14 protein-coding genes are annotated in these 16,096 nt (G+C 46.2%); 8 read left to right on the forward strand and 6 right to left on the reverse strand.

Annotated features, from left to right (window positions below; all coding sequences use genetic code 11):
- Entirely contained in the window at positions 1–1,380 is a 1,380-nt protein-coding gene (locus B2739_RS10320; protein WP_331345778.1) for an RsmB/NOP family class I SAM-dependent RNA methyltransferase, read from the forward strand.
- Positions 1,381–1,411: 31 nt separating this feature from the next.
- Here the strand turns inward: B2739_RS10320 and B2739_RS10325 are convergent, their stop codons facing one another.
- From B2739_RS10325 to B2739_RS10345, 5 genes are all read right to left on the reverse strand, one after another.
- Entirely contained in the window at positions 1,412–3,820 is a 2,409-nt protein-coding gene (locus B2739_RS10325; protein ID WP_331345779.1) for a bifunctional serine/threonine-protein kinase/formylglycine-generating enzyme family protein, read from the reverse strand.
- Positions 3,821–3,911: 91 nt separating this feature from the next.
- On the reverse strand, positions 3,912–4,778 hold the full coding sequence (locus B2739_RS10330; RefSeq protein WP_331345780.1) for a PP2C family protein-serine/threonine phosphatase: 867 nt from the start codon (positions 4,776–4,778) through the stop codon (positions 3,912–3,914).
- Between the two features lie 168 nt (positions 4,779–4,946).
- Entirely contained in the window at positions 4,947–7,865 is a 2,919-nt protein-coding gene (locus B2739_RS10335) for an insulinase family protein (protein ID WP_331345781.1), read from the reverse strand.
- Between the two features lie 25 nt (positions 7,866–7,890).
- On the reverse strand, positions 7,891–8,490 hold the full coding sequence (locus B2739_RS10340; RefSeq protein ID WP_331345831.1) for a tRNA-uridine aminocarboxypropyltransferase: 600 nt from the start codon (positions 8,488–8,490) through the stop codon (positions 7,891–7,893).
- A 41-nt stretch (positions 8,491–8,531) separates the two neighbouring features.
- Positions 8,532–8,846, reverse strand: a complete 315-nt coding sequence (locus B2739_RS10345; RefSeq protein ID WP_331345782.1) for a GIY-YIG nuclease family protein — start codon at positions 8,844–8,846, stop codon at positions 8,532–8,534.
- Between the two features lie 33 nt (positions 8,847–8,879).
- Here B2739_RS10345 and B2739_RS10350 point away from each other — a divergent pair, with 33 nt between their 5' ends.
- The gene (locus tag B2739_RS10350; protein ID WP_331345783.1) at positions 8,880–9,689 is read left to right on the forward strand and encodes a methyltransferase domain-containing protein; all 810 of its coding nucleotides are present in this window, start codon (positions 8,880–8,882) and stop codon (positions 9,687–9,689) included.
- Here the strand turns inward: B2739_RS10350 and B2739_RS10355 are convergent.
- The gene (locus B2739_RS10355) at positions 9,686–10,204 is read right to left on the reverse strand and encodes a molecular chaperone DnaJ (RefSeq protein WP_331345784.1); all 519 of its coding nucleotides are present in this window, start codon (positions 10,202–10,204) and stop codon (positions 9,686–9,688) included. The two genes, B2739_RS10350 and B2739_RS10355, sit on opposite strands and share 4 nt — an antisense overlap.
- Positions 10,205–10,396: 192 nt before the next feature.
- Between B2739_RS10355 and B2739_RS10360 the strand changes: the two genes are divergently transcribed.
- From B2739_RS10360 to bcp, 6 genes are all read left to right on the forward strand, one after another.
- Positions 10,397–12,145 (forward strand): hypothetical protein, encoded by a 1,749-nt coding sequence (locus tag B2739_RS10360; protein ID WP_331345785.1) that lies wholly within the window; start codon positions 10,397–10,399, stop codon positions 12,143–12,145.
- A gap of 13 nt (positions 12,146–12,158) precedes the next feature.
- Positions 12,159–12,710 (forward strand): hypothetical protein, encoded by a 552-nt coding sequence (locus B2739_RS10365; protein WP_331345786.1) that lies wholly within the window; start codon positions 12,159–12,161, stop codon positions 12,708–12,710.
- A 72-nt stretch (positions 12,711–12,782) separates the two neighbouring features.
- Positions 12,783–13,850 (forward strand): agmatine deiminase family protein, encoded by a 1,068-nt coding sequence (locus B2739_RS10370; RefSeq protein ID WP_331345787.1) that lies wholly within the window; start codon positions 12,783–12,785, stop codon positions 13,848–13,850.
- Positions 13,850–14,761, forward strand: a complete 912-nt coding sequence (locus B2739_RS10375; protein ID WP_331345788.1) for a carbon-nitrogen hydrolase — start codon at positions 13,850–13,852, stop codon at positions 14,759–14,761. Before B2739_RS10370 ends, B2739_RS10375 begins: the two co-directional genes overlap by 1 nt.
- Positions 14,762–14,902: 141 nt before the next feature.
- On the forward strand, positions 14,903–15,604 hold the full coding sequence (locus tag B2739_RS10380; RefSeq protein ID WP_331345789.1) for a GGDEF domain-containing protein: 702 nt from the start codon (positions 14,903–14,905) through the stop codon (positions 15,602–15,604).
- A gap of 16 nt (positions 15,605–15,620) precedes the next feature.
- Positions 15,621–16,094, forward strand: coding sequence for a thioredoxin-dependent thiol peroxidase (gene bcp, locus B2739_RS10385; RefSeq protein ID WP_331345790.1), 474 nt, complete (start codon positions 15,621–15,623; stop codon positions 16,092–16,094).
- Positions 16,095–16,096: the final 2 nt, after the last annotated feature.

Here is a 16,096-nt window from a genome sequence, read left to right on the forward strand (position 1 = left end):
ATGCATTCTTCCTCTGATACATCCCCTGATATGACTCAACAATCGACCCCTGTGTACTATGAGGATTCCCGCCTGGTGCCATTGTGGCGTAATTGGCTGGATGTGGCGGGTAGTATGCCGCTGGATAAATGGCTCAAAAATACTTTGCGGCCTGCAGCGAAATCAGGCGCTCGCCCACAACCGGACTATAGCCCGGCAGATCGCGCATCATTAAGCCTTGCACTATTTTCTGCGTTGCGTTTCCAGCAATTGGCAGCGGCGTTGGAGTTTGCTTATCACAAACAAGATGCCAGCATAAATTGGGATGAGTGGGATCTGGCCTGGCATCAGCGGGATCTTCAGAGCATTACGCCGGTTGCATTTTGGTATTGGGTGCAGTTGCGTGTTGGTGGCGATCAAGCAAAAAAAAATCAGGCACAGCTGCGTGATGCAGAGGAGCGCCGTGCATTTTTCAATCGTATTGCCTTGCAAATAAATCCGGATAGCGCATTTTATTTTCTGTGGTATGGATTGCGTCCACAGTGGAAAGCATTGCTACATGAGCGCCAACAAGTGTCCGGGTGGGATGATAAAACCTTGCAGGAATTTATCCAGCAACAAGTAACCACGCCACCATTGTGGTTGCGGGTACAAAAAAAGGGCGATGTAAAAACGATTTGCGCCCGGTTACAGAATCAAGGTGTGAATGTCATTCTGGATGAGCAGCAGCATTTGCTGGCACAGGGTGGCGCAGGTATTCAGGGCACAATGGAATATAAAGAGGGTTTGGTGGAAGTCCAGGATCTTGCCAGCCAATATATTGCACAAAGTGTTGCTGCAGTACCGGGGCAAAAAGTGTGGGATGCCTGTGCCGGTGCAGGTGGCAAAACCCTGGCTATAGGCGCACGGATGAATAACAAGGGCGCATTGGTTGCAACCGATCTACATGCTTACAAGTTGGAGGAACTAAAGCGCAGGGTAAAGCGCGCGGATATTTTTAATGTGCGTGTATTTACGTGGGATGGCACAGAGCCGTTGCGGTTACCCAAAGAAGTTGCGCAACAAAAAGGCTTTGATTGGGTATTGTTGGATGCGCCCTGTAGCTCAGCGGGAACCTGGCGGCGCAACCCGGATGCACGTTGGCGCTTTGATGAAGATGACACAAAAGAATTGATTCAACTGCAGCGGCAATTATTAACTAACATCGTGCCAGCCGTGCGGGAAAATGGCCATTTGGTTTATGCAACCTGCAGTTGGCAGGTGAGTGAAAATGAGCAGCAGGTTGAATGGTTGTTACAACAGTTTCCGCAGTTTTCACTTCAATCCCAGCGCTTGGTTGGCGTACCTGAATTAGATTCAGATACGATGTTTGTGGCGGTACTGCAGCGGAATAGTCGATAAAACGATCAGTGATTATTTGTCGGTGATGGAATTACTGTAATTCCATCACCACGCGAAAGCCCAAGTGGGCATCAAAGATTTCAGTGCGATGGTAATCGCGCACATGGTTGGCAAGTCTATCGGCATTGTCTTTTGCCGAGCCACCGCGCACTACGTGAGCATCACAATTTTTTACCACCATTGCTTGTCCATTTTTAGGATGCAATGTGTAGTTATCTGCAAAGCAATCCTCTACCCATTCCGCAACATTACCCGCGGTATCAAACACACCAAATGCATTGGCGGGATAACTACCCACGGGTGCGGTTTTAGCGCCAAACAATCCCGAAAATTTACTGTTGCAACCCCGGCGGCAATTTGCACGGCCTGCTGCATCTTTTACATCATCACCCCACCAGAATAATGAGCGCGTGTCGGCACGGGCGACATATTCCCATTCGGATTCGGTAGGGAGCCGGTATTTTTTCCCCGTCGTTTCGCTGAGCCATTTGGCGTAGGCGCGCGCATCATCAAAGTTCACATTAATCACCGGGCGATTGCCGCGCCCCCAACGATTGTCATTAGGTATTGGGCGATTCGTGGTTTGCGCAAATATTTCGTAATCATCAAACGTAATTTCATATTTGCTGATCGCGAAAGGTTTGCTGATGGTGACTTTGTGTACCGGCATAGTGAGCGGATCATCTTTGTATCCCATAAAAAAACTGCCCGTAGGGATGCTGATCATTTCCGGCCCTTTGCTTTTGATAGAGGCTACAACCGGGCTACTGATTTCATCGCCGGGAGCAATACTTTCATTGAGCGTAAATTCAGGCGTGAGATGTTGGTCAGTCATTTCAACCCAGGTGCGTTGTGTGTCATAGCCGGGGTGACTGACTTCAATATGGTAACGGCCAGCGGGTAGCAGTATGCCAGGCTGATAACGCTCAGGAATATTCAATATGCGTACACGCGCTTGTCGTGGCGTTGTGCTAACCGTAAGTGAATAGCTGGGGGCTGCGCTGCTGGTGGTTGATTCGTGTTGCGCTGCATCAAGACTATGTAAACCGGGCGCGGCGAGCGAACTGTCGGTATTGGTAACTTCTGTCCCTGTGTTTGTTAGATTGATATTTGTCAGATTGATGTTTGTGGCATCACTTTGAGCATCGCTCGAGTCTACCGTGCCGGTTGATGATGCAGAGTTGCTGGATATTGTGGTAACGGTAAGTTGTGTATCACTGGCAGGCTGGGGCAGGTCAATAAAAATACCTGCAGTTGCCAACGCCAAATTGCCAACGAATGAAGGATTTTTATGAGCTGAACTCTGTGCATACCAAAAACTAAAACCACACCAGAGTGAAACAAGCAGTAGTGCGCCAAGACCCAAACGAGTGAATGCAGTTTGCTTGGGCGTGACTGTTTTATGGATTTTAGTTTCAATTTCGGCGCGTACAGTGAGCACGGGTGTGTGTTGTTCATTGAAAAAAATTTCAGTAATTTTTGTGGCCGGGCGTTGGTAAAAGCCACGGCTGGGGCTCCAGCGAAGCGAGCGAATTTTATTCCAGCGCCACCGCACTGCATTATAGGTCGCTGAGGCCAATGCTTTAGCTAAGGTGATCACCGTCAAATCGGCCGGATGCGTGGCCGTTGTGCTGAGCACACGGTGATTGGTTTCCAACTCTTCGATTGCAGTAATCAAGTCACGTCCACGCTGGAAACGTTGCTCTGGATCTTTGGCTAATAGTTTCTCCAATACTTTTTGATAAGCCAGATATTGCAAAGGCAATTTGGGAATAGGTGCGCTGATGTGCTTGAGTGCGATAGTGACCGCTTCATCACCTTGGTAGGGCAGGGTACCGGTGAGCATTTCGTAGAAGACAACCCCAAGGCTGTACAAATCCGAACGGCCATCTACGTTGTTGCCTTTGGTTTGCTCAGGGCTCATGTAGTGAGGAGTACCTACTACAGTGCCTACATGCGTCATGCGTGAATTAGTGGATGCGCCACGTGCAACACCAAAATCAGATAATACGGCTGAGTTATCGGAGCGGAATAAAATATTTTCCGGTTTTATATCGCGATGGATGTAACCTTTTTCGTGCGCGTGATCAAGTGCGCTGGCAATTTCGCGCATGATCCGCAAAACTTCTTCACCACTTAAACCTGTACTCATTTTGTCGTGTACAGAGCCATTGGGAAGATAATCCATAGCGATATAATTTAAATCTTCATGTCTGCCTATATCGTAAATTGCCACAATATTCGGGTGGGATAATTGGCCGACTATCGTTGCCTCACGTTGGAAGCGTTCACTGAATGCAGGATCGTTGTTGAGTTGCGGATTCATTACTTTTAATGCAACAACTCGCCCCACGCTAATTTGTATCGCGAGGTAAACGGTGGACATACCACCTTGATTAATTTTTCGTATCACCCGATAACCGGGAATCTGTATTGCCATATCAAGTTCGTTTCTATTTTAAATTCCGGTCTGCAATACCGGTCTCTTTATCTGTTTTACGTTATCTGCTTCAAGTAATTGCCAGCAGTCGTTAAAAATAAGTGATGTAAACCAACAGACCCAGTAGCGATGCCAAAGCGCCGCCAAAAATCCAGGAGTCTGTTTTAATATTGCCTGTCAAATAGGGAACCCACTGCAATAACCCTTTGCGCAGCGGATTGTCATGCAATGGAGATTCAATAATTTGCAACGTGATATTGTCGCGCCCGCCGCTGGTGAGTGCGGCGTGTAGCAGTTGGTCTACTGCGGCAAGACAATCATTCGACTCACTTAGAATTTGTGCGATAGTTTGGTCACTGACTTCATCAGTCAGCCCGTCACTGCATAACAAGATCCATTGGTTTTCTTGCCAGTTGTGTTCGACATGATCCACTTTGACCTTGTCCAGCTCCTGCATTCCCAAACATTGGGTAATAATATTTTTCTCAGGATGGGTATCTGCATCTTCGGGGCGTATAACCCCGGTATCTACCAGCATCTGTACATAAGAGTGGTCGGTACTTAATTGTTCCAAACGGCCACCTTCGCGTGAAGACGTCCATAAATAGGCGCGGCTATCACCCACCCAGGCGATTTGGTATTTATCTGAATGGCTTTTGAGGGCCACAACGGTGGAGCCCATACCCAGTGCGCCTATCCCGACCGAAGCGGAATGCAGGATGCTGGCATGAGCGTTCTGGATGGAGTCGATTAAGGAAATATCGGGATCGTTTTGGATTTCCCGTGCGATGGTGTCGCGCACTATAGCGCTGGCGACTTCGCCGGCTTCATGCCCGCCCATACCGTCAGCAACCAGCCAGAGCCCCTGTTCCGGGCGGCTGAGAAAACAGTCCTCGTTATTGTCGCGCATGAGCCCCGGATGGGAGGCAGCGCTATATTCCAATTGGCTGATGGTCATAGATTTGTGCAGGCAACCGCTGTATATGCAAATTGTTATCTGCCAATACTAGATGAGTTTATCGGGGAAAACTATGCGGCTTTTGTGAAAACCCGGAAGGAAAAGCATGGGCTAGACGGAAATAACCTATGCCGGGGAGCGCTGTTCCCGACATAGGTTTTTGTTGTGTTAGCAAACCTTGATGGCCAGCCCCATTTTTTCCGCCAGCTCTTTATGGCCTGAGTGAGTTACCAGCGCGATACTGGCTTTGTCTGGATCCAGATACGTTTTGGCTACACGTTTGAGGTCATCGAGTGTCACAGCGACAACACGGTTGCGGAACAGCTCGCGTTTTTCGCGGGTGCGCCCAAACAACTCTGCCTGATATGTCGATTTCGCTTCGCCAGCAGGTGAGCCGGGTTTATCGATGCTGCCAATCACGCCGAGAATTGCTTCTTCCAATGCTTGTGGCTGGTGTGTGGTTTCTTCAAGCCATTTGAGTGATGCATCAAAATCGTCGAGTGTTTCTACCAAACGTGGATCGCGATAAGAATAAAAACGGAATGACGCGCTGTTGCTGTCCTGACTTGCGCCACCGCCGTAGGCTCCGCCTTGCTCGCGGATAGCGCGATGTAAAAAACCATTACGTAAAAATCCGCCGAGCACGGTGAGTGGTGCGGCATCCGGATGCTCGCTAGGTACAGTGGCATACGCTTTTGCACAAAAGTTGACTTGGGTATTAGTGATCCAGGCTTCGCGCACACTGTGGCTTACTGGTGCCAATTGGAATGGTGCAAAAGATGCCGCTGCAGATTCTTCTGGCCAGTAATCTTGCAAATCCTTGCGATACGAATCCAGATGTTCCTCTTCGCCAACAATTAAAAATTGTTTGGGTGCTTGCAATACCAATTGATGGATTTGGTGAAGTTGTGCTGCAAAAGCGGCGAGATTTTTTTCATCGGCCAATGTGTTATCCAATGCTTTTACCGCGCTGATTCCCTCAAGGCCGCCCAATTGCTGGGCGATTTTTGCAGCAGGACTCATGCCTGCACAGGCAGCGGTCATTGCAAGGCTGTGCCCTTGGCCGGTAATGCTTTGTTCGCGACGTGCGCGGTTTTGTGAAATTAATTCGCGAATGCGGGCAAGCTCATCAAAGCGCACGTTCAATAAGGTGTTGCGCATTAACTCATTCATGGCGGCGTTGTTACGGCTCAGTGCTTTTGCGGAGAGAGTGAGGTACGCATCAATATTTTGCACATCATCACCCGCACCGCGAATGCTACTGAATGCATGGATGGAGCCAACCACTTCGGCTTGCCAGCGCTGGTTGGCAAGATAATCTTTATCGCCTGTGCCTAATTCCGTTAGGCAAATACTGTAATAGGGAAGCAATTTAATTTGCTCATCGGTTAAAGCAGGTAATTTGACAGTAATTTGTTGATAGACCAATCCATTAGTGCCCGCGCTGTAACAACGCAATGGAAATTGGTTGCTGCTTTCATGGGTGCCCGGTGTGTAGTGCAGTTGTGCCGGAATATCTTCCAAGCCGACTTTAGGCAAAATGCTTTCATCGTCGTGCTGTAATTGCCGTGCTTGCAGAGCATGGGAGCGCGCGATAATGGCTTTTTTATCGTCTTCACTCAGGCTTGCTTTTAGTTTTCCCAAACGTGCGACTTCTGCAGCTTGTATCCGCGCATTCATGTGTAAATCGGGCCGCATGGTCAAACGCACACGGTGCGGATTTTCCAGAAGCCATTTGCGCACGGCTTGTTGGATAAATTGTGGATCTTGTGTTTTGCGACGCAAGTTTTCCAGTGCTGCATCAATATCCAGCAGTGCGATGGCATCACCGCGATGGGTTGCCGATGTGAGTCCCGTTAAAATCAACTGTAAGCCATAAGGATAGCCATCGCCACCCACTTCGCGCTGCGATAATTCCAGTTGGTGCAGTGATGCTTCGATTTGTTCTTGCGGTATTCCGTCGGCGGCAACTTTTTCCATAACGCCGAGGATCATTGCTTCCACTTTATTGGCATCTTCCAGTTTGCAACCTTCCAAGCCGCATACAAACGCCATTTCACGCGATGAATCATCCAGTCCGCATAAAGGCGAAGGCGCTTGGCCCAGCTCGCTGGTTTCCAGTGCTTGTTGCAGCGGCGATGCACTGTTATCCAATAAAATATTGGAAATTAACTGTGCCTCCAAGGATTCATCCAGATTGGTGGTTTTACCCAGCAGCCACGCGACTACAACATGATTTTTATGCTCGATATCATCGGCATCATTCTCATCGAGCGGATAGGCTTCTTCGACGGCAATCGGTGCGTGATAGCGTTTTTCATCGTCCACGCTGATCAGCTCATTCAATTTTTCAAATTGGTTTAATGCCTGCGTTTCAAATTTTTCCTGATGTACTGCCGCGGGAATATCGCCATAGGTCATGAAGATCGCATTGCTGGGGTGGTAGTGGGTACGATAAAAATCCTGCAATTGCTGATAGGTTAAATTGGGAATATCTTCTGGCTCGCCACCGGAGTTGTAATGGTAGGTGGATGTTGGGTAAAGATATTTGCAGAGCGTATGCCACACTTGCGATGAAACAGAACTCATCGCGCCTTTCATTTCATTAAATACAACGCCTTTGAATACTAAATCGGAATTGGGGTTGTCGGTTTCCGCAAATTCAACCCGATGTCCTTCTTGCGCAAAATCCAATTCATCAAGGCGCGAAAAAAAGACAGCATCCAGATAAACATCCAATAAATTATTAAAATCTTTTTGGTTCTGGCTGGCGAACGGGTAAGCCGTCCAATCGGAACTGGTGAATGCATTCATAAAGGTGTTGAGCGAGCGGCGTACCATCATAAAAAAGGGATCGCGCACGGGGTATTTTTTACTGCCGCACAATGCGGTGTGTTCCAGTATATGGGCAACACCTGTTGAGTCATGGGGAACGGTGCGTAACGCGACCAAAAACACATTTTCATTATTGTCAGCTGCCAGATGAATATGTTGGGCGCCTGTGGTTTTGTGGCGATATTCTTCAACGCGGATTTTTAAGGCATCAATCGTTTGGCTGCGGATTAATTCAAATGTGTGATAACTCATAAGTAATATTGACTCTCGTAGGTATTCAATTTTCGGTAGGAATGAAAGCACGTTGCTGTGCGACAAATTGCTGCATCGCCTGCAGCAGCGGTGCATAGTCAATTTGTTGCTGTTCTAATTGCTGCAGAGCGTAACAACTTGCCTCCAGCGTGGAAAGCTGATTTTCGCTATGTGCCTTACGGATGGTGTAAAGGGATGCGGGCGTGGTGTCCAGCGCAAGGCGGGGCAGCGACTGCAAGCTGCGGTTGAGATAAAGCATTTTGCGGCTTTTTCGCCAAGTGCCATCCAATATGACCAAACGTAATTGCTCCGGGGAAGATTGTTTATACATGGCGGTGGGTTGCGGCATACAGAACCCACGCGCTTCGCTATCCGGTGTATCAGGGTAGAGCAGTACAGGGGTTCTATTTCCGGCAAAGAGCCAATTGTGCAGATCATCAGGGTTGAACATCTCACCTATATAACATTGGCTGTTTTTTAAGCTTAATAGTAATAATCCAGCAGTATTTTTTGCATTTTTTGTTTCATCGGGGTGCTGCAATACCAACACCTCCACCCGATTGTCGATAGGGCTTGCCAATCGACAAATACAATTGCGCTGGGGTCTTGTGCATTCGGCGCACACTAGTCTTTTAGGTGGTGTGCCAGCACGTTGAATAGCGTTGGTCAATGTGGCAGCTCTCCCAATCTATGACCAACAATGGCGGCCAGTGTTTGCTCGGTACAACTTAGGATCAGATCCCGTTTGGCAGACGCGCTCAGGGATTTGATGGCATATTCGCGCCGGCTGGCACTGGCACGGTCATGACCGGTTTCGAGGTAGCACAATTGCACTGGTTTACGTCCACGGAAATAGCGTGCGCCCGCCTTACCGGATTCGTGCTCACGCCAGCGCCGCGCCATATCGGTCGTGATTCCAGTGTACACTTGCGCATCGCTGGTGCGGATCATGTATACAAACCAGTTGGTTGATGAATTCATGTGCATCACAGTAAGAAAATTGTTGGAAATTATATGGCAAAAGAACCGGTAGGTCAGGATCGCAACTTTGATGATTTGGCCAAACGTTTTAAAAAAAATATTTATGGTGGCTTAAAAGGCGATATCCGTCTTGCGGTGTTGGAGCGTGATTGCAAAGCGCATTTGCCGATAAAGCCATTCAATGCTGCGCAAGATCGTTGGACAATTCTGGATGCTGGCGGTGGGCAGGGGCAATTTTCCCTGCAATTGGCGCATGCGGGTCATAATGTCGTGATCTGCGATATTTCTGCCGAAATGCTCAAGTTAGCCCAGGAGCAAGTTGAATCCTTGGGGCTAGCTGAGCGGGTACAATTAATCCATTGTGCGATACAGGATTTACCACAACATTTTCCTGCAGGCTTGCCGGCATTTGATCTGGTTATTTGTCACGCGGTGATGGAATGGATGCAAGAGCCCCGTAGTTTGCTGCCATATTTGTTGCGATATTTAAAGCCACAGGGATACTTATCGCTAACGTTTTATAATCGCCATTCATTAATTTACAAAAATTTACTGCGCACCAACTTTAAAAAAATTATCAATAAAGATTACGGTGGTTCGCGCGGCAGTCTTACGCCTATTAATCCACTGGAACCCGAGCAAGTTATTAATTGGGTTACTGATGCGCAACTGTGCGTGCTGGCACATAGCGGTATCCGCGTGTTCCATGATTATATTTTCAATGAAGAGCATCGGGAGCGCGAGCCTGACACGCTGGTGGAGTTAGAGCTCCAGTTTTCCCAGCAAGAGCCTTATCGTTCGCTTGGTCGCTACATTCATTTGTTACTAAAAGCAGGGAATTAACTCGCCTTGATTTTCTCCAATAATAAATCGCGAGCCTGATTGATTTTTGCAGCGAGATAATCGTTCCCGCCACGATCAGGATGTAATTTTTGGATGAGTCGGCGATGCGCATCCTGAATCATGGTTTCCGTAATCTCGCCATTCTCAATATCGCCCGATAATCCCAAAACATCTAACGCTTCCTGAATAGGCATGATGACTGTAGGTGATGTGTGCGGCTGTTCAGTGCTTGCTCCCTGTGCGCCCTGCTGATTTTTCTTGTGCTTCAGCCAAAAGGGCAGTAATTGACTGGCTAGACCATAGAGGGTGCGGATGAAAGGAATTAATGCGCCCAGTGCAGCGCCAAGCCAGTGCATTTTTCCGGTGACGACCATAACCAGTAATATGCCAAGAAACACGCCCGCCGCAACACGCCAAAGCGTTTTACGTTGTTGTGCAGGATCCATTTTTTTATAGCGGGCGCTGAGTATGATAATCAGGGTTACGATGACTGCAAATAACAGAATTTTAAACATGTAGCCTCCACTGGACAGATGCGCATTATAAGCAGCTCTTTTTATTTGCTGATAGTGCTTTTACTGACATTGTCTTTGTCGTTCATGGGCTGTGTTTTTTGGTGTCTGGGCGAATGTTAGCTATGCTGTATCTTAATCTGAGAGTAATGTGAAAGTAATAATAGTTAGCTTCATTTTTATAGGTATTAACGGATGTTACCAATTGCGAAAAGTCAGTCGGCTTACAGTGAGCTGATCCGATGGCAGCGCTTTACATTATGTGTAATGTGTTTATGTCTAATGGCCTGCGGCGGGGGAGGTGACGGGTCATCCAATCCGATTTCAGGTAACAGTAAAACCTCGTCCTCTGCGCAATCTTCTCTATTGGCCAGTAGCAGTCAGCCCAGCGTGTCTTCATTGGCTGGCTCATCTCTATCACGCTCTTCATTATCTTCCGTTGTGACAATTAATGGTCTAATTACTTACGACTGGGTGCCGCACAACAGCAATCATATTGGGTTAAATTATTCTGCTGCTGAAATAAAGCCCGGCAGAGGATTGCTCGTTGAATTGCTAGATGAGAATAATCAGATTTTGTTTTTTTCTACCACGAATAGCGAAGGCTTTTATTCATTTAGTGTTGAGCGCGATAAGCTGGTAAAAGTGCGCGTGAAAGCCCAGTTGCGTAACAATCAATCTCCTTCATGGAATTTTAAAGTTACTGATAACACCAATAATAATGCGCTATATGCAATGGACGGTAATTTAATTGCTGCAACAGACAATACTGCTGTGCGGCATTTACATGCACCTTCCGGCTGGACAGGAGCGGCTTATACCCAGCCGCGCGTCGCAGCTCCTTTTGCTATTGCAGATTCCGTATACATTGCGATTGAGCGAGTGATGGTGGCGGGCAATACTCGCAATTTTCCCACCTTGGAGTTGCGTTGGAGCACCAATAATAAAGCAGCTGAAGGAGATGTATTATTGGGGGAAATTGGTACCAGTTATTTTGATGGTGATGCGATTTATATCTTAGGGGATGAAAATAACGATACAGATGAATACGACAGTCATGTGATTTTGCATGAGTGGGGACATTATTTTGAAGCGGCATTTTCACGTACGGATAGTATCGGCGGCGATCATACTTACGGTGATAAAATGGATATGCGCGTGGCGATGTCAGAGGGCTTTTCAAATGCGTTTTCTGCCATGATGCTGGATGATCCTGATTATCGCGACGCAAGCGGCTCACTGCAATCCAGTGGTTTTTCAAGCGATGTCAGCCGTAAAGTTCACAGTGTGCGCGGTTGGTATTCAGAGGCTTCGGTACAATCCATTCTTTATAATTTTTATACATCCGGTGTTGGAAAAACAATGCGTGATTTTTCCGATATTTTTAGCATCATGACGTCTTCCGGGTACGCGCAGAGTACTGCACTTACATCAATTTATGTGTTTTCTGATGGATTGCGTAACCTGCTGCCAAGTCAAACTACCAATATCAACAATTTATTGAGTGAGCAAAATATCGCGCTTACCGATGCTTTTGGGGTGGGGGAGAGTAACTCTGGTGGTTACGCAGGAAGTTTGCCAGTTTATAAAATCATACAGCCAGATAATGCGCCCATTAATGTGTGCAGTACCAATCGATTTGGTGCTTATAATAAATTAGCAACAGCACAATTTTTTGTCGTGAATATTACCTCTGCGGGCACCTATGAGTTCAGTGTTCAGGAGGCTGAAGAATCTGGTGACTCAGACCCTGATTTGTATCTTTATTCCAACGGTTTTTTGAGGGCAATTGCGGAGGGAGCAGAAATTGATCAGGAGCGCCTTTCCCAATTTTTATCTGCGGGTACTTATGTAATTGAGTTAGTAGATGCGCGTGTAATGACAGATGAGAATCTGGAAGATGTTACCGCTTGTTTTAATGTGCAGCTGCAGTTATCAAATTAAAGGAGTCTGTGCTGTGTGGAATAAAATCGTGTTTTATCCTGTTGTGTGTTTATTAAGTGTGATTGTATTGATCGCTTGTAAGCAAGAGTCCATATCAAAAGAGATGCAGCCATCGGCTGGACAAACAGAACACCGGCATTCGCCAGGAAAACCAGGCGCTTCAGTAAGCTTGAAAAATTCGCAGCCGTTGTTTCTTTCTAAAACGGGTGTTTATGAGTATGGTATTGATTTACTTTCCGGGTTTTCGACGGGGTTGATGACAGTGACAGTATCCTCAAACGGTACAATTGAATTGATATCAACACAATCACAATTTGAGTTTTCACCAGATGCATCGGGTGAGTATCACATTCCTTTGAAAATCCATGTGCGTGAGCCGGGTCGGCACTATATCCAGTTACATGTATCATTGAATGAAACTGACAGGGTCTCTACACGAGCTCTTACCGCCATAGTACAGGTAGGTGAATCTTCTCCCAAATTACAGAAGGCTGCGCAGGCAAGTTCAAAACCAGCAGATGGCGTTATTTCGTTGCCGGCACAAGAGACTATTTCTTCGCAATAATTCAATGCGAGTCCCGCTTTGTTATAATGGCCAGTTAAACACTGGCCATTTTCATTTTAATGAGGAATTTTTATGTCAAATCAAAGACTGCCCGCTGAATGGGAGCCACAAGATGCTGTGCTCTTGACTTGGCCACATAAAAACTCGCCATGGGATTGGATTTTGGATGATGTGGTTGAGCTCTATGAAGCATTGGTGACCGTTATCTGTGATTATGCCGATGTCATTATTGCAGTCCCTGAAGAGCAGCTTGAAGAGGTGCGTAAACGTCTTGAAGATATGGGAGCTCCGCTGGAATATATCCATCTGTATCCCTGCATGAGCAATGACAGTTGGGCGCGAGATCACGGACCATTAACCGTCATCACTCCTGAAGGATTTAAATTGCTTGATTTCAAATTTAATGGATGGGGAAATAAATTTCCTCATGATCTGGATGATCAAATATCACGGCAACTATTTTCACAAAATGCGTTCCCTTGTGCGCAAATTGAAAGTCATGATTGGGTTCTCGAAGGCGGTTCAATTGAAACCGATGGTGAAGGTACTTTATTGACCACATCGTCATGCTTGTTAAATAAAAACCGTAATCCCGAATTGACAAAACAGGATATCGAGGCGCGGTTAAAGTCCGTGTTTGGCGTACAAAAAATTAATTGGTTGGATCATGGTTATCTCGCAGGTGATGATACCGATAGCCACATTGATACACTGGCGCGTTTGTGCCCTAACAATACTATTGTTTACACCGCCTGTGATGATGAAAGTGATGAGCATTACGCCGAACTGAAAAAAATGGAGGCGCAGTTAAAAACATTTACAAATGCGGCAGGGCAACCTTATCGATTATTACCGTTGCCTTGGGCAGGTGTGGTACTTGGTGAAGAAAGCGGTGAGCGACTGCCATCGACGTATGCCAACTTTTTAATCATCAATGAAGCCGTGTTAGTTCCGATTTATAATTTACCTATGGATGAGGATGCGCTGGAGGTGATTGCACAGGCTTTTCCCGGGTATGAGATATTTGGTATTCCCTGTTCAGCATTGATTGAGCAGGGCGGGAGTTTGCATTGTATTACTATGCAAATTCCAGAGGGCGTGTTGTGGCAAATTCCCGATGGAACCTTGGAGTTGGTGTAATGCAAAATAATTTCTCTCAGAATAAAGCCAAAAAAACATTGAAGATTGGCGTAGTGCAACAATCCTGTACAGCAGATATGGATGCTAACTTTTCAAAAACGTTACAGCAGATCAGGGTGCTTGCCGGGCAAGGAGCAGAATTGATTGTGTTGCAAGAGTTGCATCGCGGGTTATATTTTTGCCAGCAAGAAATTGCACAAAATTTTGATCTTGCAGAAAATATTCCTGGGTCAAGTACCGGGATATTGGGTGAGTTGGCAAAAGAGTTAAATCTGGTTATTGTTGCTTCGCTTTTTGAAAAGCGTGCGGCCGGGTTGCATCACAATACTGCAGTAGTTATCGAGCGCGATGGCAGTATCGCAGGCAAATATCGCAAAATGCATATTCCTGACGACCCAGGGTATTACGAAAAATTTTATTTTACTCCCGGGGATCTAGGGTTTCATCCAATCCAGACTTCAGTTGGAAAATTGGGCGTATTGGTGTGTTGGGATCAGTGGTTTCCAGAAGCTGCACGTTTGATGGCAATGGCTGGAGCTGATTTGCTTGTGTATCCCACTGCAATAGGCTGGTCACTGAGTGAGGATAAAGCAGAGCAAGCCCGTCAGCGTGATGCGTGGATTACAGTGCAGCGAGCTCATGCGATCGCAAACGGGTTACCTGTCGTTAGTGTGAATCGTGTTGGGTATGAGTCAGATCCCGCAGGTGGTGAAGGATTATTATTTTGGGGCAGCAGTTTTGTTGCCGGGCCTCAAGGTGAGTTTTTGTTTACGGCAGGGGTTGAGCAAGAACAAAGTGCAGTTGTTGAGGTTGATCTTGAGCGTAGTGAGGAGGTTCGTAGGATGTGGCCGTATCTCCGTGACAGGCGTATAGATCACTATGGCGATCTATTAAAAATATATCGTGATTGACCACTAGAAAAGCCGTTCTTACGGCTTTTCTAGTTTGATACACTAAAAAAAGAAAGTTTAAATTATTTCTGGTTATCGTATCCATTTGAACTAAACTGAAACCAATTTATTAACGTTGTGATATTCAAAAAACCAACACTTATGGATTCATCCCCTTCGTTTATTGATTCGGTTTCCCTGTCTTGCCCGCAAGGGGATATGCCATGCAAATTCCAGCAAGAACTGGAGCTGTTACGTAAAGAAATAGATTCTTTAAAAGAGCAGGTCAGAACGGATGCGCTGACTGGTCTCTATAATTTTCGTTTTTTTTCTGATGCCTTGCCCCTTGAAATGGAGCGCGCGCGCCGCTCCTTTCAACCACTATCCTTGATTATTCTGGATATTGATCATTTCAAAATGTTTAATGATCGATGGGGGCATGAGCTTGGTAATCAGGCATTGGTACATATCGCTAAATTAATTGGATTAACATTTCGCAAACTTGATTTGGCGTGTCGTTTTGGTGGTGAAGAATTTGTCATTTTATTGCCGAATACCGATCTGCGTCAGGCATCGCAGGTTGCTGAACGTTTGCGTGAAGCTATCGCCTCTACACCACTAAAGTATGGACAAGAATCCATATCTATAACGGCCAGTATTGGTGTCGACGAATTTCGCGGAAATCATAGTGATTCACCAGAGGGCTTTGTCGAAAGAGTTGATGCTTGGCTTTATCAAGCAAAACATGCTGGCCGTAATTGTGTGAAAGGGCCACAGATTGAATCTACGGAAACTATCTCTACAGTTACTCTTGAAGAAAAAGACGCGCTCTTTGGCGTTTTTGGTGATACCACTGATCAGTGATTAAAAAGGTGTTTTTATGTCTTTTCCCAAAATTGGTAATCTAGCTCCATCATTTAAATTGAAAAATCAGGCAGGTGTTGATGTTTGTCTAAAGGACTTCAAGGGTAAAAAAAATGTTGTTGTCTATTTTTATCCCAAAGCCTCTACTCCGGGATGTACTGTTCAGGCTTGTGGTGTGAGAGATTCGCGAGCGGAGTTTGATTCTTTGGATTCTGTAATATTGGGAATAAGCCCTGATGCTCCCGCAAAACTGCAGAAGTTTATTGATAAGTATGATCTTAATTTCAATCTGTTAGCGGATGAAGATCATGCGGTTGCTGAGCAGTATGGTGTTTGGGGGCTTAAAAAATTTATGGGGCGTGAATTTATGGGGATTTTACGTACGAGCTTTATAATCAATAAAGATGGCCGGCTCACACATATACTGGATAAGGTTAATACTAAAACTCATGATCAAGATGTGCTCAATATTCTACGTAATGGCATTTAAAC

This window comes from Cellvibrio sp. UBA7661, from assembly GCA_002483365.1.
Lineage (GTDB): Bacteria > Pseudomonadota > Gammaproteobacteria > Pseudomonadales > Cellvibrionaceae > Cellvibrio.